The organism is Providencia sp. (assembly GCF_003533305.1).
Lineage (GTDB): Bacteria > Pseudomonadota > Gammaproteobacteria > Enterobacterales > Enterobacteriaceae > Providencia.
On the sequence record NZ_DOEH01000016.1, the window covers coordinates 204,560 to 227,065 of the forward strand.

Here is a 22,506-nt window from a genome sequence, read left to right on the forward strand (position 1 = left end):
CTATTCATTATCAGATTTCTTTTAAAACTGGAGTACGGGATGAAAGTAACACTTCCTGATTATAAACAAGCAGGTGTACTAGTTGTTGGTGATGTCATGTTAGACCGTTATTGGCATGGGCCGACTAATCGGATCTCACCAGAAGCTCCTGTTCCGGTTGTTAAAGTGACAATGGTTGAAGAGCGTCCTGGCGGCGCGGCAAACGTAGCGATGAATATTGCTTCATTAGGTGCAAATTCACGCCTTGTTGGGTTGACTGGCATCGATGATGCGGCGAAAGCACTAACTGAGACCCTAAACACAGTCAAAGTTCGTTGTGACTTTGTAGCTATTCCTACTCATCCAACCATTACTAAATTGCGTGTTTTATCGCGTAACCAACAATTAATTCGATTGGATTTTGAAGAAGGTTTTGAAAACGTAGACGCTCAGCCAATGTTAGAGCGCATTGAACAAGCGTTACCGCATATTGGCGCGCTAGTGCTTTCTGATTATGCGAAAGGCGCACTAACGCAAGTTGAAAAAATGATAGCGTTAGCGAATAAAGCGGGTGTGCCTGTCTTGATTGATCCGAAAGGAAATAATTTTGAGCGCTACCGCGGTGCCACATTATTGACGCCTAATATGACTGAGTTCGAGGCAATTGTGGGTCGCTGTAAAGATAATCAAGATGTGGAAGAAAAAGGCATGCAATTGCTTGAATCTTTAGATTTGACTGCATTGTTAATTACTCGCTCTGAACAAGGCATGAGTCTAATTCGCCGTGACGAAGCGCCTTTACACCTGCCAACAGAAGCACAAGAAGTTTTTGATGTAACTGGTGCTGGCGATACGGTTATTGGCGTATTAGCGGCATCAATCGCTTCAGGCCGCCCATTGCATGAGGCCTGCGCATTAGCCAATGCGGCAGCGGGTGTTGTGGTGGGTAAACTCGGTACTTCAACGGTTTCACCTATTGAGCTTGAAAATGCCATCAGAGGTCGAGCGGATAACGGTTTTGGTGTGATGGATGAAAATCAATTAAAGCTCGCGGTTGCAAATGCAAGGCAGCGTGGTGAGCGCGTAGTTATGACAAATGGCTGCTTTGATATTCTTCACGCTGGTCATGTTTCTTATTTAGCCAATGCCCGTAAGCTCGGTGATAGGTTAATTGTGGCGGTTAACAGTGATGCTTCAACCCGTCGTTTGAAAGGTGAAACGCGTCCGGTTAACCCATTAGAGCAGCGTATGATTGTGCTTGGTGCTCTCGGTGCCGTCGATTGGGTTGTACCGTTTGAAGAAGATACCCCACAACGTTTAATTGCTGAAATTTTGCCTGATATTTTAGTCAAAGGTGGTGATTACCGCCCAGAAGATATCGCGGGTAGTGTAGAGGTTTGGGCTGCAGGTGGTGAGGTTATGGTACTTAATTTTGAAGATGGTATTTCCACCACAAATATTATTAAAAACATCATGAAAACAAGCTAATTAATTTGGATTAATGATGGTTGTTAATAGAGCTTAATCTTGGTGTGATGCCAAAATTGGGCTTTATTTTGCGTGTAACCAAAATTACGCCATGGAAAAGACGATGATAAAAATGACTAATGACAATTTAAAAAATAGCACCACGCTGATGGCTTGTGGTGCTATACATTATTTAATGAGTATCAAAGGCTAGTGTGCTTTACTTTGTTGCACATACGGGGTGTATACACCCGTTAGGCTCTCAAGGAAGGACACAATGTCATCGACATCTTTTTGAGGCAGTTCAGTACCAACTTGATAACGTAGCATTAATTTGACTGCTTCATCCATTGTGGCGACATCACCACGGTGAAAGTAAGGTGCTGTTAAGGCAATATTACGCAAAGTAGGGACTTTTTGGCGAAGCTTGTCCCGCTCATCTGAGGTCACATTCATACGACCAATATCTGCCGGGTGTAATTCACCAAATTCAAAGTCTTTTTTCAGACCGAGAGGTTCAAAAGAGCGACCGCCAAGGATCACGCCACCATGGCATGTTGCACATTTATTTTCCTTAAATAGCTGATAACCTTGTTTTTGTTGAGCAGTTAACGCATTTTCATCACCCCGTAGCCAGTTATCAAATGGGGAGTTCGGCGTAATTAATGTTTTTTCAAATTCAGCAATCGCATCAGTGATGGTATCTCCCGTAAATCCTTCAGGATAAACGATATTAAAATCTTGTTTTAAAACGGTATCTTTATCTAATTTACTTATGATTTCATCCCAAGATTTAGATGCCATCTCAATTGGATTTAATGGTGGGCCACCAGCTTGTACTTGTAAGGTAGGTGCTCTTCCATCCCAAAATTGTTCAACATTAAATGTGGAGTTAAAGACGGTTGGTGCATTGATTGGTCCTACTGCGCCACCAACACCAATGGATGTTTTACGACCATCAACTCCTCCTGCATTCAATGCATGGCAGTGCGCGCAGGATATTGTGCTGTCTCCTGATAAGCGTGAGTCATGATAAAGACGAAAGCCAAGAGCAACTTTTTGTTCGTCTACTTCGATTGATTGTGGAATGGGCTGAATGGGTTCATTAAGGTGCTCTTTTGCCGTATCCGCACTTGCATAATACTGTTTGCGCTGGTTTGCTATCCAGCTAAGTAAATTAGCGCGTTCCTCATCACTTACACTGCTTGCCCAGTGAAGAGCGACATAGCGAGTAGGGGGCATTGTATGATTTTGCATAACCCATTCAATTTTATTTAGCTCACTTTGTGGAACCGCTGTCCCAGATATTAGTGCTGCGCGAGCAGTTTCAAGATTAAAGGATTTATAGCCAAGTTGAATATCATAATCCATTAATTGCTTAGCGATTGGGAACGATGCATAGGCGGGTAATTCAGTTGACGGGGTATGGCAGTAATCACATCCTTTTTCATTAAAAAAATTTAGGATTTGAGTATTTTCCGCTAGCGTTGAAGCGGGAATGTCGTTATTAAGCTTTCGTTGATTATCATGATACCAGACATAGCCCGATAATCCGAAATAACCAAATAAAAGCAAAAATACGATGGCAACCGTAATACGAGTAAGTTTTTTCATTACACTATCCTTGAGATATTGCGGTTAATTATTTTTAATTAATTTATAGACAACACCCTATAATGGATAAATTAATATAATTAGATTTGATTTTTATCAAAGATAGCCATTGGTTTAATCGATTGATAAAATAGCTTTTACCTATTGATTAAAAAATTAATATTGTGAATACAGATTATAAGGATTAAATAGATAATAAAGAGATATTTTAAATTACAGCTAACAAATTGATTATTATTTGTTTTTTGGTGTTTTTATTATCTGAGGCTTAATGGGGATTACGGCACGAAATGTAATCTCAATATAGACGTTATTTTTTAAGATAATTAAAAAGAGAAAAAATATTTTTCTTTATATTTTATAAACCATCAAATACATATGAATATAGCTTAAATAGTTTTATAGCTAAATATCTATTTGAATTTTTCAAATAAAGTGACTCATTAATTGAAATCACTTTACCCGTCAATTAATGAGCTTACTTTTCTTCGGTCACGTTATCGTCATTAAAACGTGCTTCCAGTGCACTAACGCGCTGTTCCATTTGCATGAGTTTTTCACGAGTACGCAATAAAACTTGAGTCTGAATATCGAATTCTTCTCTACTGACTAAATCAAGTTTGCCAAGTTGTGATTGTAATAGTGAGCGTAGTTTTTTATCAAAGTCTTCACCTAAATCACGGACACCTTGTGGTAAAGCGCCTTGGATTTGACGTGCAACTTGTTCAAGTTTTTTCGGATCGAGCATTCGCGGGTCCTTAAATTTTTAGTAAAAAGGTTTTCAGTAGTTTAATACTTGCAGGGCAATCAATAAACCTCTTTATTCCCTTTACGCATCATAGTTCTGGTTGAGGTAGTGTTGGTTTCGCTCATTATCGACTAAGTCATTCATTTTTATTGACGAAAAATGTGAGTAGTTCTCCAATATTGATTTTCATCGTTGCACAGTCGAAATATTGGCGCTATATTAATTGCGTTTATCTCAGGGCGGGGTGTAAGTCCCCACCGGCGGTAACATGCATCGAGCATGAAGCCCGCGAGCGCTTTATCATTTTGGTGGTAAAGGTCAGCAGATCCAGTGTAAATCTGGAGCCGACGGTTATAGTCCGGATGGGAGAGAATTAACTGTATCTGCATGTTTGTGCTATTTAGCACAATATTGTTCTGCATACCTGAATTTATAAATGGCGATGGCTCATTTATCTATTCATCATTTCTCGTACTCCTAAGACTGCCCTGATTCTGGTAACTAAATAATTTACATTTTTAAGAGGTTTTTACCATGAATCAGACGCTACTTTCAGAATTCGGTAACCCGAACGAACGTGTTGAAAATGCTATAGAAGCACTACGCCAAGGTAAGGGTATTCTTGTTCTTGATGATGAAGATCGTGAGAACGAAGGCGACCTTATTTTTGCTGCCGAAACAATGACGACGGAACAAATGGCATTTACTATTCGCTATAGCAGCGGGATTGTTTGCTTATGTATTACCGAAGAACGTCGCAAACAACTTGATATCCCTATGATGGTGGAAAATAACACTAGCCAAAACCAAACTGCATTTACTGTCACGATTGAAGCTGCGAAAGGGGTTACAACGGGCGTTTCTGCGGCGGATCGTACCACGACTATCCATACCGCTATCGCAGACAATGCAGTGCCGGCAGATATTAACCGCCCTGGACACGTATTTCCATTACGTGGACGTGAAGGTGGTGTGTTGGCGCGCCGCGGTCATACGGAAGCATCAATTGATTTGGCAACAATGGCAGGTTTCAAACCGGCGGGTGTCTTGTGTGAATTGACGAATGAAGATGGTTCAATGGCTCGCACACCTGAAGTTGTTGCTTTCGGAAGAGAGCACGGTTTAACGGTTGTGACGATTGAAGATCTCGTTAATTACCGTGAGCAACTAGCTAAAAAAGCAGGATAAGTTAGTCAATTAATACGTTAAGCATATAGTGCTAGGCCACGAAGTTGCACACCTTTGTGGCCTTTTCAATTTTTTTGATGATCATACTCATAATTACCCCACTGTGTTTCACGCTAAAAAGCGTATGCTGATAATAGAATCACTTTTGAGTGGAGTTTAATTATCATGTCAATCAATACCTCTGAACACACAAATAGAATGCCTGCTGTTTTTATTGGTCACGGTAGCCCAATGAATGCGGTTGCAGATAATCCATACACCAAAGCATGGGAAGAATTGGGCAAAACGTTACCAAGACCAAACGCTATTTTGGTGATTTCGGCGCACTGGTATACCAATGGAACTGCTATTACGGCAATGCAAAAACCTAAAACAATTCATGATTTTGGTGGCTTTCCTGATGAGCTCTATCAAATTCAGTATCCTGCGCCAGGCTCTCCTGAACTGGCTAAGCGAGTAGCAGAGATATTAGCTCCACAAGATATTTTTTTAGATAAAACTGAATGGGGTTTAGATCATGGAACGTGGGAAATTTTAGTCCGTATGTATCCGCAAGCGGACATCCCAGTTGTGCAATTGAGTATTGATGGCTCGAAGCCCGCAGCGTGGCACCATGAGTTAGGTCAAAAGCTCTCAAGTCTAAGAGATGAAGGCGTGCTAATTATGGGGAGTGGTAATGTGGTGCATAATTTAAGAGCGATGAATTGGCAAAATTCAGCTGCCGAACCTTATCCTTGGGCACTTACATTTGAACGGTTTGTTTATGATAATTTGAATAGCCATGAAAAACCACATCCATTGAGCAAAGCTTTAGATCGTGAAGATGGTAAGTTGTCTAATCCATCGCCAGAGCATTTTTTACCGATTCTACCAATCTTAGGGACTTGGGATGGCAGTGAGCCTATTTCAGTTCCTATCGAGGGGGTGGTTTCGGGGTCGTTGAGTATGATGTCTGTTGTCATCGGCTAATTCTTTGTTTATATAGTTCCCGTCATACTTCGAGCTACAGGGGTGTTGGCTACACAAAGCTACCCGAATCACATACTTATGTATGCTCATCGGGATAGCTTCGCTTGCCGCCTACCTGTAACTCGAATTATTTAGGGAACGCTTCGAACTTTTTAGATGGAAAGTCTAAAAAAACAAGAAAACTTTCTTTAAGGTAAATTCATATCGGGTTAACTCGAAACTTGAATTATTGAGAGAGTGCTCTTATCTCTTTGGATACAAAATCTAAAAAGTAAGACAAAGTTTCTTTAAGATGGATTTGCGTAGTGCTAGTTCGAAAGTTAAATGATTTAGAAGTGGCATAGCAAAATGGGCGAAATTCATATAAAAAGTGCATAAAAAAGCCCAAATACAGATCTATTCTGTTTTTTGGGCTAGGGATATTTATTGCTTGAGTCTTAGTCGATGATCGTGTGCGGGTAAAAACGCGATAAATCTTGAGTGATCAATTCTTTATCTTCACGAATACAGATCCCTGCGGCTTGATCATTCACGAGCCAGCTTCCGACTAAAGTATAACTACCTTCAAATTGAGGAAGTGGATGGAATTGCTGAATAATCATACCTTCTTCACCATATGGACCATCGGCAGCTGCAATTTCTTTGCCGTGTTCGATAATTTTGATATTCGCCCCTTCACGAGAAAAAAGTGGCTTAATGACATAACTATCGAGTTCAGGTTTACTGCCATCAGCGAAATAAGCCGCTAGCAAGTTAGGGTGATCTGGGAACATTTCCCATAGCATCGGTAATAGCGCTTTATTGGAAATAATACTCTTCCATGCAGGTTCTAACCAGCGAACGCCAGCATCTTGCAATTTGGTTGAGAAAATTTCTCTTAGCATAAATTCCCAAGGATATAACTTGAACAGGTTACTGATAACCTGATCTTGTGTATCGGAGAACTCACCTTTTTCGCCAAGACCAATTTCATCAATATATAAAAATTCAGTCGCGACGCCTGCTTCATTAGCACAATCTTGCAAGTATTGTACGGTGCCTCTGTCTTCATCCGTATCACGGCAACAAGACATATGCAGAAGACGAAAACCGTATTGATCTTTTAACTGAGTAAAGCGTTCGATCAACTGTTCTTGAATACTGTTAAATTGATCGGCGTTTTCAGGCAGTTTTCCGGCTTCAATTTGATCTTCTAACCAGATCCATTGAAAAAATGCAGATTCATACAAAGAGGTTGGCGTATCTGCATTGTTCTCAAGCAATTTAGGTGGATTTACACCGTCATAGGCGAGATCAAGTCTTGAGTACAGTGATGGTTGCTCACTTTTCCAAGAGCTACGTACGAACTCCCAGCAATGCTTAGGAATTTGAAAACGAGCAAGTAGTTCATTGCTTTCAACCACGCGCTCAACAACTTTCAAGCACATTTGATGTAACTCAGTGGTTGCATCTTCAAGCTCTTCAATTTGAGCGGTGGTGAATTGATAGTAGGCATCTTCAGACCAGTATGGTTCGCCATACATAGTGTGAAATTCAAAACCAAACTCAGACGCTTTTTCACGCCAATTAGGGCGCTCAACAATAGGGACGCGTTTCATTACTTATCAACCACCCATTGAACGGGAAGAGGTTGATTTTGAAGATGAAGAAGAACGTTGAGCCATTGCTTGCTTATTCACGCTATCACCAAACCCACCACGAGTGACTGTTGAAGTTGTTGGCGGTTTAGGTGCCATAGCTGTTTTTGGTACACTGATTGAACGGCCACCGGCAGTTGCAGAACCATAGCTTTTACCTGTTGAGTCAACAAATTTACCATTGGCTGGGCTCGCTGGGTTTTTGGAACTAAATAGTGGTTGAGATGCAGCGCCACCGCCCATCATACGACCCATCATGTAGCCCATCATTAATGGCATCCACATGCTGCCGCCACCACTTTGAGCTTGTGCAGTTTGCTCGCCATTTGTTGAGCTAGTTCCTGCGATACCTGCTTGAGCGGGGGCTTGGGTACACATTGATTCACCAAACTCAGCAATACAGTCTGCTTGAGTTGCATATTTAGGCGCGGTTTTTGCTGCTTCTTGCAAAGCATTGTTATAAGCAATTGTACATTGCTCAGCTTGTGATGGATTTGCTTGGCTACAATCTTGAGCGTTAGTATACAGAGATACTGTTTCGTCGCTTTCTTCACAGGCGGAAAGCATAAATACAGCACTGACCGCTACAGCGACAGGCGCTAAACGATATGAACGCCAAGACTTACGGAAGGCGTTTTGATTAATATTTTTGGTGCGCTTCATGGTCATGGTAATTGCCCTGAATAAAAGTAAGATGTTAATTTCCTCACTCTAGGATAGGTGAAATACGCTGAAAATTAAAGCAGAAATATAGTATAAATAGGGCGAAGTTATCATTTTTATAAATTTATGCCATTTTTTAGTGTTTAATTCTCATAACTTGGCTAATGAATTTATTATTTTTGTTTTAAATCAGTTAATTAATCAATGCTGAGTTTTGATGTGTTGAGATGATTAGCTAGTTGGGAATTGGCTGAATTTTATAAAAAGAGTGGTTGAAAACTAAGGTAACGGATCTAATATCGTTAAAACACGATTTTTACCGCATTTTTATCGTATTAGATAGTATGTGATGGATTTCAGATAAAAAATAACCCGCAAATTTAGCGGGTTATTTTTCATTAATTCAAGATTATTGAATTTTTGGTGCATCAATATTACGAATAATACTATTTGGCGCAGTTGAAATTTCTTTGCCTAAGCTTGCATTGAGACGAGCAATATCTTCTTCGTTCAATGTACCGCGAGCAAATTCAATATTCAGTTGGTTAATCATGTAGTCGTAACGTGCGTTAGATAGACTTTGTTTTGCTTGATAAAGCGCAGTCGTCGCTGTTAATACATCAACAATCGTACGGGTTCCCACTTGATAACTGGCTTCCATTGCATCTAAAGAGCTCTGAGCAGAAACAACCACCTGTTTATAGGCGTTGATGCTACTGATAGATGATGAAATGTTGTTATAAGATGAACGGACGAGCTGAATAACATTACGATAAATGCTTTCAAGTTGCTCACTTGCACCTTGGAAACCGTACTGTGCTTGTTCAACTTGTGAGCTAGTCGCGCCGCCTGAGTAAATAGGTACACTCAAGGTTAAGCCGATACTATTTTGACCGTTATAACTGTTACGTGCGCTATTAGATAAGTTGTCGTAGCCGCTACCGTGGTTATTCGTATTGGTGACACTCGTTGAAGCATCAAGACTTACCGTTGGCATATGGCCTGTTTCAGCTAAACGAATATTTTCACGCGAAACATCTTGCGCTAAACGCGCACTGAGCAAACTAAGGTTACGCTCTTCTGCTTCTTTCAAAATCACATCAACGTTATCAGGATCAGTTGTTTTAAAACGATCGATATTCAGTGATGCAAGTTGCACGTAATAAACACCACTGACTTGGCGTAATTTTTCTACCGCATTTTCTAAGTCATTACGGCCAGCAACTTCTTGAGCGATAACGCTATCATAGTTAGCACGGGCGTTTTGCACGTCAGTAATTGCTGCTAAACCGACATTAAAGCGTTGAGTTGTTTGATCTAATTGGCGATAAACAGCTTCTTTATTTGCTTCAATATAAGATAAAGCATCAATAGCTTTCAACACGTTAAAATACGCGGTTGCTGTATCTAAAATAAGTTGTTGTTGACCAGTTTGATAAGTTACATCAGAAATGCCTGCTGTTTTTTCTTGCAGGGTCAGTTGACGCCATTTAGACATATCAAAAACGGTTTGAGATAATTTTAATGATGCATTTAGACCATTACTCTCTGTATTTCTTGCATCACGATAGCCGCTACCATAGGTAGCACCAGCACCTAAGCCTAATTGCGGTAATAATGGGCTACGCGCTTCATTGATTTTCTCAAAAGCTTGGTTACGTTCTGCTAATGTTTTTCTGAGCTCAGGGTTACTTTCTTTCGATTTTTGGTAAACCTGTAGTAAATCTTCTGAATAGCTATTGGCACTGAGACCCACAAAACTCATTGCAATAAAGAGGGGAAGCAGTTTCTTCATTTGGATTCCTTGATTAAACAGCAAATTATGTTGAGCCTGTTGTCTAAATCTATCATGATGTTTGATAGTTGCTACTGATATTATAGGAGTTAATTATTACTCCTATAATATCAACAGTTTTAGAGACAATAATAAATAGGCTTATTGTTGCTCATATATATGAATAATGGCGCTCATTGTAACAGAGGATCGCTTATGATAACGGTAGCCTTTTGTGCCATTTTGTCTTAATAGTTTAAACATTACCTCATTTGAGGTTAAAAAACCTCAAAAACTGTTTTAATCCACAATTTTTCCTTAATCAGGAAATTAAGATCTCAGGAGAACATGATGGTAGATAAAACAGAATCACCTGTTAAATATGGTAAAAAAGATATTGAGATAATATCTAAGCGTAAATTATTTAATGGTTTTTTTCAAATGACTGAATATCGTTTTCGCCATCGATTATTTGAAGGTTCATGGAGTAATGAGATAACACGGGAAGTTTTCGAGCGCGGGCACGCAGGCGTTGTTTTACCCTATGACCCTAAAACTGATAGTGTTGTTTTAATTGAGCAAATTCGTTTGCCTGCCATCGAGACGAGTGAGACACCTTGGCTACTTGAAGCAGTGGCCGGTATGATTGAACTGAATGAATCAGCAGAAGATGTCATTCGCCGTGAATCTATTGAAGAAGCCGGTTTAACAATAGGGCGCGCTGAAAAAGCGCTTAGCTATCTTTCTAGTCCAGGCGGCACTACCGAGCGTATGCATGTTTATATCGGTGAGGTAGATAGTACTAAAGCTAACGGTATTCATGGCTTGAAGACTGAAAATGAAGATATTCGAGTACACGTGGTCAGCCGTGAGCAAGCTTATCAGTGGGTTGAAAATGGTACGATTGATAACGCAGCAACGGTAATCGCAATTCAGTGGTTACAGCTCAATTATCAAAAACTTTATGAAAAATGGATGAATCTGTTTTAAATAACAATTAATCTTAGGGAAGTGTGTGCTAATTGGCAGATATTTAACTAATTACTCGTCATACTTCAAATTACTCGTCATACTTCAAGCTGTAAGTTCGTTGGCCGTTTTCAGCAACACAAGTCACATACTGATGTATGCTCCTTGGGATAGCTTCATTTGCTGCCTTCTTACAACTTAAATTATTTAGAATAGTTATAGTGAATAGAATAAGTTAGGGTATAAATAATATTTAAGGAAAAGGAATACTTTTGGACAGCCAGCTTGAAGTGACTGCAAAGAACTCGAAAGTCGTGAGAATTTTACAGGTTACTGATACGCATCTTTTTGCTGATACGGAAAATACCCTTTTAGGGATTAACACTTACCGAAGTTATCAAGCGGTACTTGATGCTATTATAGAACAAAATCTACCTATTGACCTCATTGTGGCAACAGGGGACTTAGTCCAAGATCAATCTCCGAAAGCTTATCAACATTTTGCGACGGGTATTGAAAGAATATCTGCGCCTTGCGTTTGGTTACCCGGCAATCATGATTATCCACCAGCAATGGTTGAATCCCTAAGAGTGGCTGGTATATCGAGTGCAAAGCAAATTTTGATTGATAAAGAATGGCAGATTTTGATGCTTGATAGCCAACTACAAGATGTTGCACACGGTGAGTTATCCGAACAGCAATTGGAGTGGATGAAGTGTTGTTTAGATAATGAGCCAGAACGTACAACGATTATCATGTTGCATCATCACCCGCTATCTTCAGGCTGTACATGGCTTGATCAACATAGTCTTCGAAATTCACATACTTTAGCTGATTATTTAAAAAAATATTCAAATGTTAAAGCAATGCTGTGTGGGCATATTCACCAAGAGATGGATGAATATTGGCATGGTATTCGCTTGTTGGCTACGCCATCTACTTGTGTGCAGTTTAAGCCACATTGCACTAATTTTGCATTGGATACTGTTGCGCCGGGTTGGCGCTATCTTGAATTGACGGTAGATGCGCAAGGTAAAAGGCAGGTTAATACCGTTGTTCATCGTTTAGAGACAAGAGAGTTTAACCCTGACTTAAATTCAGATGGTTACTAATTAGCTTATGTCGACACTACTTTATATACATGGTTTTAATAGTTCACCTCAGTCGGTTAAGGCGAGTAGCCTAAAACAATGGGTTGAAAAAAATTATCCACATATCAATATGATTGTGCCGCAATTACCCAATTACCCAAAGCAAGCTGAAGTTGTCTTAAATGATATTATTATGCAGCATCAGCATGAGAAAATAGGTTTAGTGGGTTCGTCCCTTGGGGGATATTTTTCTATTTGGTTTTCTGAGCGTTATCAACTGCCTGCCGTCTTAGTTAATCCAGCCGTTCGCCCTTTTGATCTACTGCAAGATTATTTAGGGGAGAACACGAATCCTTATACACAAGAAAAATATCTACTGGAATCTAAGCACATAGATGAGTTAAAGTCCCTGCATATTGAGCAGCTAAGATCGCCTAATTTGATTTGGTTATTACAGCAGATGGGTGATGAAGTACTCGATTATCGTGAAGCTGTTGCCTATCTTTCTAAGAGTAAACAAACAGTTGAATCTGGCGGTAATCATGCATTTGTTGGTTTTGAAGCTTACTTCCCTCAAATGATACATTTTCTGGATTTAGCAGAGAAATAGTGTCAAAACGCATATACACTGTTATTATCAACAGTAACTTACTAGTTGAATTGTTTAACATATATAGACCTAATGATTCAAGATACATGCAACTTGGTGTATGGCGAGTATAATTCAACTAATCACCTATTACCGCAGAATGACAATATGACTCAATCTAGTTATAACGCAGAGGACATTGAAGTTCTCAGTGGTTTGGAGCCTGTTCGTCGTCGTCCTGGTATGTATACTGACACCAGTCGACCGAATCATTTGGCACAAGAAGTAATTGATAACAGTGTCGATGAAGCCTTAGCAGGTCATGCGGGGCACATCGAGGTTATTTTATATCCTGACCAATCATTAGAAGTTATTGATGACGGGCGTGGTATGCCTGTTGATATTCACCCCGAAATGAAAGTTTCTGCTGTTGAGCTTATTTTAAGCCAGCTTCATGCCGGTGGTAAGTTTTCAAACAAAAATTACCAGTTTTCAGGTGGATTACATGGGGTTGGTATCTCTGTTGTAAATGCATTATCAAAACGTATTGAAGTTAAAGTACGCCGTGATGGACAAATTCATCAAATTGCTTTTGAAAATGGCGACAAAGTAGAAGAACTGCATGTTATTGGGACCTGTGGCAAACGTAACACAGGTACTAGCGTGCGTTTTTGGCCAGATGTTAGCTATTTTGATAGTCCTAAATTTTCAGTTTCGCGTTTAATGCACAACCTAAAAGCAAAAGCAGTTTTATGCCCTGGCGTGAAAATTACGTTTAAGGATCAGCTCAATAATACAGAGCAAAGCTGGTGCTATACGGATGGATTGACTGATTATTTAATGGAGTCAGTCGATGGACTAGAAACATTGCCAGAAAAACCGTTTACAGGTGATTTTTCTAGTGAAACGGAAGCCGCTCAATGGGCATTGTTATGGCTACCAGAAGGTGGCGAATTACTTACTGAAAGTTATGTTAATTTAATCCCAACTGCTCAAGGGGGAACTCACGTTAATGGCTTGCGCCAAGGCTTACTTGATGCGATGCGTGAGTTTTGTGAATTTCGCAATATCTTACCTCGGGGCGTTAAATTATCGGCGGATGATATTTGGGAACGCTGCGCTTACGTTCTTTCAGTTAAAATGCAAGACCCGCAATTTGCTGGGCAAACGAAAGAGCGTCTCTCTTCTCGCCAGTGTGCGGCCTTTGTTTCCGGTGTTCTCAAAGATGCTTTTAGTCTGTGGTTGAATCAAAACGTTCAAGTTGCAGAGCAGTTAGCTGAAATGGCGATATCCAGCGCACAACGCCGTATGCGTGCTGCGAAAAAAGTGGTTCGTAAGAAATTAACTAGCGGTCCAGCTTTACCGGGCAAATTAGCGGATTGTAGTTCGCAAGATTTAAGCATGACAGAGTTGTTTCTTGTGGAAGGGGACTCTGCTGGTGGCTCTGCTAAACAGGCTCGTGATCGTGAATATCAAGCTATTATGCCGTTGCGCGGTAAAATTTTAAACACTTGGGAAGTCTCTTCTGATGAGGTATTAGCTTCACAAGAAGTCCATGATATCTCAGTAGCCATTGGTATGGACCCTGATAGTGAAGATCTTAGCCAGCTTCGCTACGGTAAAGTCTGTATTCTTGCGGATGCGGACTCCGATGGATTACATATTGCGACACTACTGTGTGCATTATTTGTGCGCCATTTCCTTGCGTTAGTGAAAGCAGGGCATGTCTATATGGCAATGCCTCCGTTATATCGTATCGACTTGGGTAAAGAGACACACTACGCTTTAGATGAAAGCGAAAAAAATGCAATTCTTGACAAGTTAAGCCGTAAAAGAGGCAAACCAAACGTACAACGTTTTAAAGGCTTGGGGGAAATGAACCCACTTCAGCTACGTGAAACGACGCTAGATCCAAATACGCGTCGCCTTGTTCAGCTAGTCATCGATGATGAAAATTATCCAGAAACTCTTGCTGTTATGGATATGCTTTTGGCGAAAAAACGTTCTGAAGACCGCCGTAATTGGTTGCAAGAAAAAGGCGATATGGCAGAAATTGATGTTTAACATCCTCCATGTGATGAGAAAGAGTAAGGAACGTATTCAATGAGTGAAATTACTCATGATGGCGTAGAGCGCTTACCGCTCCACGCCTTTACTGAGAGCGCCTATCTGAACTATTCGATGTACGTCATCATGGATAGGGCGTTACCCTTTATTGGCGATGGACTAAAACCTGTCCAGCGTCGTATTGTGTATGCGATGTCTGAACTCGGACTGAGCAATGCGGCAAAATATAAAAAATCGGCGAGAACCGTCGGGGACGTATTAGGTAAATATCACCCTCATGGTGATAGTGCCTGCTATGAAGCTATGGTTTTGATGGCTCAGCCATTCTCTTATCGTTATCCATTAGTTGATGGGCAAGGTAACTGGGGGGCACCGGATGATCCTAAATCATTTGCTGCCATGCGTTATACCGAATCTCGCTTATCTAAATATGCAGAAACGTTGTTGAGTGAACTTGCTCATGGCACGGTTGATTGGGTGCCTAACTTTGATGGCACATTAAATGAGCCTAAAATGTTGCCAGCGCGCTTACCAAATATTCTACTTAATGGTACGACGGGTATTGCGGTGGGAATGGCGACAGATATTCCACCACACAATGCGCGAGAAGTCGCTAATGCCGTTATTGCTTTGCTGGAAAAACCAACCTTAACGCTTGATGATGTTATGACGTTTGTTCCGGGGCCTGATTACCCAACCGAAGCGGAGATTATTTCTTCTCCTCATGATCTTCGAAAGATTTATCAAACGGGGAAAGGCTCTGTGCGTATGCGCGCAATTTGGGAAAAAGAGGATGGTAATGCAGTTATTACCGCATTACCTCATCAGGTTTCCGGCGCTAAAATCTTAGAACAAATCGCAAGCCAAATTCGTTCGAAAAAATTACCTATGGTGGAGGATTTACGTGATGAATCTAATCATGAGAACCCAACACGTTTAGTGATTGTTCCTCGAAGTAATCGCGTTGACTTAGAGCAAGTGATGACTCACTTGTTTGCAACGACCGATTTAGAAAGAAGTTATCGCGTCAATCTGAATATGATTGGTTTAGATCATCGACCATCAGTAAAAGGATTGGTTGAGATCCTGAACGAATGGATAGTTTATCGGCGCCAAACCGTTCGAAATCGTTTAAGCCATCGATTAGAAAAAGTCTTAAGACGCCTGCATATTTTAGATGGTTTATTAATTGCTTATCTCAATATTGATGAAGTCATTGAAATCATTCGTGCAGAAGATGAACCGAAGCCTGTTTTAATGTCGCGTTTTAATATTTCGGATACACAGGCTGAAGCGATCCTTGAGATAAAACTCCGTCATTTAGCTAAACTCGAAGAAATGAAAATTCGTGGTGAGCAAGATGAACTCGCGAAAGAACGCGATGAACTACAAAGTATTTTAGGTTCCGAACGTAAACTGAATACACTTATCAAAAAAGAAATTCAGGCTGATGCAAAAATATATGGTGATGACCGACGTTCACCACTGCATGAGCGTGAAGAAGCGAAAGCGATGAGTGAGCACGAAATCCTACCTTCAGAGCCAATTACTGTCGTGTTATCTGATATGGGCTGGGTGCGTAGTGCAAAAGGGCATGATATTGAGCCTACTAACCTGAGTTATAAAGCAGGGGATGGCTTTAAAGAGGCGGCCCGAGGAAAAACTAATCAAGCTGCAGTGTTCCTTGATACTACAGGGCGTAGCTACGCGATTGACCCGTTGGAATTACCGTCAGCACGTAGCCAAGGCGAGCCTTTAACGGGTAAACTTACATTGCCACCAGGCGCGTCTATTGAGCATGTTCTAATGGCGCCTGAAGAGCAAAAATATTTAATGGCATCCGATGCGGGTTACGGTTTTATCTGTACCTTTAGTGATTTGGTGACTAAAAATAAAACCGGTAAGGCTTTAATATCATTACCTGAAAATGCAAAAGTTCTCTCACCTATTGAGCTGCATAACGAACAAGAAGATCTCTTGTTGGCAATTACTAAAGCTGGGCGTATGTTGATATTCCCAGTTGCCGATTTGCCGCAGCTTTCAAAGGGTAAAGGTAATAAGATAATCAATATTACGGGTACTCAGGCTGCGAGTGGCGAAGATCTATTGACTTGGCTGATGGTTTTACCTAGTCAAGGTTCGATGACGCTTTATTATGGCAAGCGAAAACTGAAATTTAAGCCAGAAGATTTACAGAAATATCGTTCAGAGCGTGGACGCAAAGGAACATCTCTACCACGCGGGCTTCATAATATCGAGCGGATCGAGATTGATTCTGTAGACTAAAATTAATAATATCCCTAAGTTGTTTAAACAGCGACACGCGGTGATTAAAACTACCCCGATGAACATTAAAATAGGTGATTCGGGGCGTAAAATACGTTCGCAATGTATCTGTGTTGGTTAAATAGCTTTGAGGGAGTTTTAACGATTTGAGGAAGAGTATGTTAGCGCTTATTCGAGCGATTTTGGTTTTGATATATACAATATTGGTCTGTGTTGTTGGCGGAATTTATTGTTTACTTAGCCCTCGTAATCCAAAACATGTGATGACCTTTTCGCATTTGTTTGGAAAACTGCATAAAGTGTTAGGCATTAAACTGGTAGACCGTATACCTCCAGCGGCGAAAAATTATGGGCCCAGTATTTATATTGGTAATCACCAAAATAATTACGATATGGTAACTATGTCCAATGGGGTTCAACCAAGAACGGTAACGGTGGGTAAGCGTAGTCTATTATTTATTCCATTTTTTGGTTTTTTATATTGGATCACGGGCAATATCCTTATTGACCGAGGAAACCGATCAAAGGCGCATAATACGATTTCACAGGTTTCAGACCAAATTATTAAACGTAAAATATCAGTTTGGATGTTTCCTGAAGGAACGCGTAGCCGTGGTCGTGGCTTGCTGCCATTTAAAACGGGTGCCTTTCATGCAGCAATAGCAGCAGGTGTGCCTATTGTTCCTGTTTGTGTTTCTAGCACAGAAGGAAAGATTAAACTTAATCGTTGGAATAATGGTTATGTCATTGTTGAAATGCTCGATCCAATAGACACGTCAAAATACACTCGTGAGCAAGTGAGAGAATTATCCGAATATTGTCATCGCTTGATGGAAGCTAAGATAAAAGAGCTAGATAGGGAAGTTGCTGAGTTGAATAAGCAATAAGATAGCAATCGTATTTAAAGTTGTTGGTGGGTGAGTTTTGTTTTGCTTTCCATCTACAACTTTACTTATTAAGAGTCTAACTCGTTAAATAATAAACATTTCTAAATGACCATTTTAATGGTTGGGATCATGTTTTTTGTCTGTTTATTGGGACAACTTCAATTTTTCCTCTTGTCAGCCTCAATTGTTTTACCTAAATACCCTTATTATTTATATTCCAATTAGTTAAATTTTAATTATTTGCAAAGATATTTTTAGAGTTTAATCTTTTTTCGCGATATCATGACACCAAATTTTATTTCAGTATAAAATCATTGCGTCTAAGGCGTGATATTGCTGGCGCTAACCTAAAATTAGCCATATAAATGGCTTGTAATTTAAAATATCTAATAATAATAAGCGCTGGAATTTTTGTTTAGCGGAGAATTTATGTCATTCAGTCGGTGTCAGTCCCTTCTTATTGCAGGGGTGGCTTTGTGTATGTCTTATGTGCCTAGTAATGCTAGTGCTAATGGAACAACCCTACTTCCGGTTCCACCATTATTAGAATCTCGCTCAGGTCAGCCTCTATTTCTAACATTACAGAAAATACATTGGTCTTTTGATGGCAAGTATTCTGCTGATGTATGGGGAGTTAATGGGTCATCACCTGGACCAACAATTAGAGTAAAAGATGGCGATGATCTAAAACTGATTTACAGTAATAGGTTGCCTGATGCTGTATCAATGACGATCAGTGGTTTACAAATCACGGGGACGCAAGTTGGTGGCGCGGCTAGACTGATTTCACCCAATGCCGATTGGTCGCCGGTGATCCCTATTCGTCAAAATGCAGCCACACTTTGGTATCATGCGAACACCCAAGGAAAGATGGGAGAACAGATTCATAATGGTCTACTTGGCATGTGGATAGTTGACGATGAATCGAGTAAAAATTTACGCTTACCAAAACATTATGGCGTTGATGATTTTCCTATCATTATTCAAGATAAACGATTAGATAACTTTGGTGTGCCTGAATATCAGGCTGATGAAAATGGTTTTATTGGTGATTCATTATTAGTCAATGGTGTTCAAGATCCCTACCTTGAAGTTTCCCGTGGTTGGATCCGTTTAAGATTACTTAATGCCTCGAACTCTAGACGCTATGTGATGAAAATCAGTGATGGTAGGCCGTTTGCGATGATAGCATCAGACCAAGGATTTTTGACGGCTCCAGTAAATATTCAAGAATTACCTCTCGCGCCAGGGGAGCGTAGAGAAGTATTGATTGATATGGCAAAAACGCAAGAGCTAACAATCACGGCTGGTGAGTCGGCAACCTTTATGGATAGAGTCAAAGGGCTGTTTGAACCATCGTCTTCATTAATTTCAACGAATGTTTTAACGATTAAAGCAACGGGTTTAATGTCATTAGTCACAGATGGTTTACCTACGCAGCTCGTGGATGATAAAACGCAGGTTACATCGTCGATTACTAATCGTGATATTCGTCTTGATGAACCATATGGTATTAATAATGTGACGATTGACACCAACCGAGTGGATATCACCAGCCGTCAAGGTAGCTGGGAGCGTTGGACTGTGACGAGTAGTGTACCTCAAGCATTTCATATTGAAGGTGTACGTTTTAAAGTGATTAATCGTAATGGTCAGCCAACTCAACCGGAAGATTTTGGTTGGAAAGACACAGTTTGGGTTGATGGACGAACTGAATTATTGGTTCAAATGATGCAGCCATCTTATAATCATTTTCCATTTTTATTCTATAGTCAAAACTTGGAAAAAGCGGATTTAGGATCAGTGGGTCAACTTGTTGTGACGCCGCAAGAGTAACAAGATACGTATTACAAAATAAAAGCAGGCGAAATGCCTGCTTTTATTCGTTTTAATTTTGGTTAATTAGCGATCAAATGATCTAGTCGTGAGCTTACTGCTAGTGGCTGCTTTTGATTAGTTAAATATCGTCATTAGCTCAGGGCGACACGAATTCCGAATGCAATTAAAATTACGCCCAGTACTCTATCGACATATTTTTGCACTTTAGATAAACCTCTGCGAACTGGTGCGCTTTGGATAAGAAATACCAGTATTGGCCAATAGATAGCACCCAAGCCCCAAATAATAAAGGCAAACCAAAGTTTTTCATTAAAGGTTGAGTCTACGCTTAATACCTGCGTAAAAATTGCCAGAAAAAACAGTGTAGCTTTAGGATTCAATACATTACATAGAAATCCCTGCATAAAGGCTTTCTTAAATGAGACTATTTCATGTTGAGTATTATTTAAGTCAACATGCTGACCTGATTGAGGTAGTAAACTTTTAATGCCAATCCAAATTAAATAGACAGCACCTGCATATTTTAAAATATTAAATAGCCAAGGTGTTGTGGTTATTAATACGGCGAGCCCTGCGACGCAGTAAGTCATGTGTAATGCAATCGCAACGATAATACCTAGTGCTGTCATTAGTGCGGCAGAACGCTGATAGCGAGCTGCATTTTTAATGATCAAGAAAAAATCAGGGCCTGGAGAAAGCATGCCAAGGGTTGCAATAGTGGCAATCATGATAGTGGTTTCGTACATTTTACGATCTCTTTGTTATGATTTGTTTTTTAATGTTATTCTGACTATTAAATTTTATTGTCCGAGTATAAGTTATTGGTTCTTGTTTAAGGAAGTTTAAATTTAGTCGACGTAGCAATTCTGTTTCCGTATAGTGTGCACAATTTTTATATTTAGCTTCTAAGGTGATTAGATGAATATTAGCTTAATCGCAGCATTGGCGATCGATCAGGTTATCGGCATGGAAAAAGCAATGCCTTGGAATTTACCTGGCGATCTGGCTTGGTTTAAACGTAATACTTTAAATAAACCAGTGATCATGGGGCGTGTTACTTATGAGTCAATTGGTCGTCCATTACCACAGCGTGTTAATATTGTATTAAGTAGCCAACCTGGTGCGGATAGCAGTGTTATTTGGGTAACATCGGTTGAAGAAGCTCTCGCAGCTGCTCAGGCCGTTGAAGGCGCCGACGAAGTGATGGTTATCGGTGGTGGTAAGGTATATCAACAATTTCTTCCACTCGCAAACAAACTTTATCTGACACATGTAGATGCGGAAGTTATCGGTGATACTCATTTTCCTATTTATGAACCTGATGAGTGGGACTCAGAATTCACGGAATTTCATGAAGCTGATGAAAACAATACGCATGGCGTTTGTTTTGAGATATTAAATAAAAGAGTTTAGTATTAATTTGATCAGTTAATTATTGAATATAAAAATGGAGCATTTAGCTCCATTTTTTATTGCTTTTTAACTCAATATTTACTGATTACATTTAAATATTAGCGAGTTAACTTATTCTTTACGACGTTTTTGATATGATTGTTGTCTGTGAAACTGTTTGGTTTCCCAGTGAAATAAGGTTAAATCGCTTCCCCAGCAACAGCCTGTATCCATTGGATAGATGTGCTCAGGTGCGAATTTTCCTTCTAGCGAAGCCCAATGACCAAAAAAGATCGCGTAATCTTCAGGGATCTTACTCGGTAGTGCAAACCACGGTTTAAGTGGAGAGGGGGCTCTATCTGGTGTTTCTTTACAGACCATATCAAGCTGTCCGTTTGGAAAGCAGTAACGCATACGCGTTAATGCATTAGTACTAAAACGCAAACGTGCTAAGCCCATAAGGCTGTCTGACCAATTGTTTGGCATGTCGCCATACATAGAGTCAATAAAGAGTGGGTAAGCGTCACTGGATAATACAGCCTCAACTTCCCTTGCGCACATACGTGCCGTGTCTATGTCCCATTGAGGTGTAATACCTGCATGGGTCATGACTATTTTTTTCTCTTCATCAATCTGTAACAGAGGTTGGCGGCGTAACCAATTAATCAACTCATCGATATCTGGTGCATTTAATAATTCATCAAGATTATCTTTGGGTTTATTACGACTAATTTTACAGAAGATCCCCAATAGGTGAAGATCATGATTGCCAAGGACTATGCGAGCAGATGTACCCAGACTTTTAACATAGCGCAATACTTGAAGAGATTCCGGTCCACGGGCAACTAAGTCGCCTGTTAACCATACTGTATCTTGTTGTGGATCGAAATTAACACTTTCAAGTAAATCGCGTAGTTCACGATAGCAACCGTGAATATCACCAATAATATATGTAGACATAATTAATTAATCAGCGTTGGTATAGCGAGGCGGAAAGCAGGGATATCGACATGAAAATTATCACCCCGACCGCTAATCATGACGTAATAACCTTCCATTGTACCCATTGGTGTTTCAAGCACAGCACCACTAGTATAACGATATTCAGTCCCAGGATGGATAATCGGTTGTTCACCGATAACGCCTTCACCTTGAACTTCAGTTTTATGGCCATCACTATTAGTAATGAGCCAGTAACGGCTCATCAGTTGTATTGTTTCTCGGCCTAAGTTGCGGATGCAAATGGTATACGCAAAAACATAACGGGCAACTTCCGGCTGAGATTGACTCTCTATATAGACACTTTGAACTTTGATGCTCACATTCGGTTCATTAAGCATAGTGCCC

Annotated in this window: 19 protein-coding genes and 1 riboswitch; of the genes, 11 read left to right on the plus strand and 8 right to left on the minus strand. The window is 40.2% G+C overall.

Going from position 1 to position 22,506, the window contains the following annotated elements; genetic code table 11:
- Window positions 1–39: 39 nt before the first annotated feature.
- Window positions 40–1,467, plus strand: a complete 1,428-nt coding sequence (gene hldE / locus DD649_RS09950) for a bifunctional D-glycero-beta-D-manno-heptose-7-phosphate kinase/D-glycero-beta-D-manno-heptose 1-phosphate adenylyltransferase HldE (RefSeq protein WP_294106760.1) — start codon at window positions 40–42, stop codon at window positions 1,465–1,467.
- 189 nt (window positions 1,468–1,656) lie between these two features.
- On the opposite strand, the gene DD649_RS09955 is transcribed toward hldE, so the two are convergent.
- Both DD649_RS09955 and DD649_RS09960 read right to left on the minus strand, forming a co-directional pair.
- Complete coding sequence (locus tag DD649_RS09955) at window positions 1,657–3,060, minus strand: cytochrome-c peroxidase (protein ID WP_294106762.1); 1,404 nt, start codon at window positions 3,058–3,060, stop codon at window positions 1,657–1,659.
- A 478-nt stretch (window positions 3,061–3,538) separates the two neighbouring features.
- On the minus strand, window positions 3,539–3,808 hold the full coding sequence (locus DD649_RS09960) for an accessory factor UbiK family protein (RefSeq protein ID WP_294106764.1): 270 nt from the start codon (window positions 3,806–3,808) through the stop codon (window positions 3,539–3,541).
- A 227-nt stretch (window positions 3,809–4,035) separates the two neighbouring features.
- Window positions 4,036–4,186, plus strand: a riboswitch (FMN riboswitch).
- Between the two features lie 156 nt (window positions 4,187–4,342).
- Between DD649_RS09960 and ribB the strand changes: the two genes are divergently transcribed.
- Complete coding sequence (gene ribB / locus DD649_RS09965; protein ID WP_294106766.1) at window positions 4,343–4,996, plus strand: 3,4-dihydroxy-2-butanone-4-phosphate synthase; 654 nt, start codon at window positions 4,343–4,345, stop codon at window positions 4,994–4,996.
- Between the two features lie 165 nt (window positions 4,997–5,161).
- On the plus strand, window positions 5,162–5,965 hold the full coding sequence (ygiD, locus tag DD649_RS09970) for a 4,5-DOPA dioxygenase extradiol (RefSeq protein ID WP_294106768.1): 804 nt from the start codon (window positions 5,162–5,164) through the stop codon (window positions 5,963–5,965).
- A gap of 437 nt (window positions 5,966–6,402) precedes the next feature.
- Here ygiD and DD649_RS09975 read toward each other — a convergent pair whose 3' ends face one another.
- The 3 genes from DD649_RS09975 to tolC form a co-directional block, all read right to left on the minus strand.
- Window positions 6,403–7,563 (minus strand): glutathionylspermidine synthase family protein, encoded by a 1,161-nt coding sequence (locus tag DD649_RS09975; protein WP_294106770.1) that lies wholly within the window; start codon window positions 7,561–7,563, stop codon window positions 6,403–6,405.
- Between the two features lie 6 nt (window positions 7,564–7,569).
- A complete protein-coding gene (locus tag DD649_RS09980) occupies window positions 7,570–8,271 on the minus strand; it encodes a DUF1190 family protein (protein WP_336430461.1) in 702 nt (233 codons plus the stop codon).
- Window positions 8,272–8,674: 403 nt separating this feature from the next.
- Window positions 8,675–10,060, minus strand: coding sequence for an outer membrane channel protein TolC (tolC, locus tag DD649_RS09985; RefSeq protein WP_294106774.1), 1,386 nt, complete (start codon window positions 10,058–10,060; stop codon window positions 8,675–8,677).
- 330 nt (window positions 10,061–10,390) lie between these two features.
- On the opposite strand from tolC, the gene nudF reads away from it, so the two are divergent.
- From nudF to ftsP, 7 genes are all read left to right on the plus strand, one after another.
- Window positions 10,391–11,029, plus strand: a complete 639-nt coding sequence (gene nudF / locus DD649_RS09990) for an ADP-ribose diphosphatase (RefSeq protein WP_294106776.1) — start codon at window positions 10,391–10,393, stop codon at window positions 11,027–11,029.
- A gap of 251 nt (window positions 11,030–11,280) precedes the next feature.
- Window positions 11,281–12,120, plus strand: coding sequence for a 3',5'-cyclic-AMP phosphodiesterase (gene cpdA / locus DD649_RS09995; RefSeq protein ID WP_294106777.1), 840 nt, complete (start codon window positions 11,281–11,283; stop codon window positions 12,118–12,120).
- A gap of 7 nt (window positions 12,121–12,127) precedes the next feature.
- Entirely contained in the window at window positions 12,128–12,709 is a 582-nt protein-coding gene (yqiA, locus tag DD649_RS10000) for an esterase YqiA (protein WP_294106779.1), read from the plus strand.
- 147 nt (window positions 12,710–12,856) lie between these two features.
- Window positions 12,857–14,752 (plus strand): DNA topoisomerase IV subunit B, encoded by a 1,896-nt coding sequence (parE, locus tag DD649_RS10005; protein ID WP_294106781.1) that lies wholly within the window; start codon window positions 12,857–12,859, stop codon window positions 14,750–14,752.
- Between the two features lie 39 nt (window positions 14,753–14,791).
- The gene (parC, locus tag DD649_RS10010) at window positions 14,792–17,041 is read left to right on the plus strand and encodes a DNA topoisomerase IV subunit A (RefSeq protein ID WP_294106783.1); all 2,250 of its coding nucleotides are present in this window, start codon (window positions 14,792–14,794) and stop codon (window positions 17,039–17,041) included.
- Window positions 17,042–17,199: 158 nt separating this feature from the next.
- Window positions 17,200–17,928: a 1-acylglycerol-3-phosphate O-acyltransferase gene (locus tag DD649_RS10015; protein WP_294106785.1), complete on the plus strand. Its 729-nt coding sequence runs from the start codon at window positions 17,200–17,202 to the stop codon at window positions 17,926–17,928.
- A 429-nt stretch (window positions 17,929–18,357) separates the two neighbouring features.
- Window positions 18,358–19,764, plus strand: a complete 1,407-nt coding sequence (gene ftsP / locus DD649_RS10020; protein WP_294106787.1) for a cell division protein FtsP — start codon at window positions 18,358–18,360, stop codon at window positions 19,762–19,764.
- A 134-nt stretch (window positions 19,765–19,898) separates the two neighbouring features.
- Here the strand turns inward: ftsP and DD649_RS10025 are convergent, their stop codons facing one another.
- The gene (locus DD649_RS10025) at window positions 19,899–20,513 is read right to left on the minus strand and encodes a LysE family transporter (RefSeq protein WP_294106789.1); all 615 of its coding nucleotides are present in this window, start codon (window positions 20,511–20,513) and stop codon (window positions 19,899–19,901) included.
- A 172-nt stretch (window positions 20,514–20,685) separates the two neighbouring features.
- Here DD649_RS10025 and folA point away from each other — a divergent pair, with 172 nt between their 5' ends.
- Window positions 20,686–21,180, plus strand: a complete 495-nt coding sequence (folA, locus tag DD649_RS10030; RefSeq protein WP_294106791.1) for a type 3 dihydrofolate reductase — start codon at window positions 20,686–20,688, stop codon at window positions 21,178–21,180.
- A gap of 111 nt (window positions 21,181–21,291) precedes the next feature.
- On the opposite strand, the gene apaH is transcribed toward folA, so the two are convergent.
- Together apaH and apaG are read right to left on the minus strand one after the other, a co-directional pair.
- A complete protein-coding gene (gene apaH / locus DD649_RS10035; RefSeq protein ID WP_294106793.1) occupies window positions 21,292–22,119 on the minus strand; it encodes a bis(5'-nucleosyl)-tetraphosphatase (symmetrical) ApaH in 828 nt (275 codons plus the stop codon).
- A gap of 2 nt (window positions 22,120–22,121) precedes the next feature.
- Window positions 22,122–22,499, minus strand: a complete 378-nt coding sequence (gene apaG / locus DD649_RS10040; protein ID WP_294106794.1) for a Co2+/Mg2+ efflux protein ApaG — start codon at window positions 22,497–22,499, stop codon at window positions 22,122–22,124.
- Window positions 22,500–22,506: the final 7 nt, after the last annotated feature.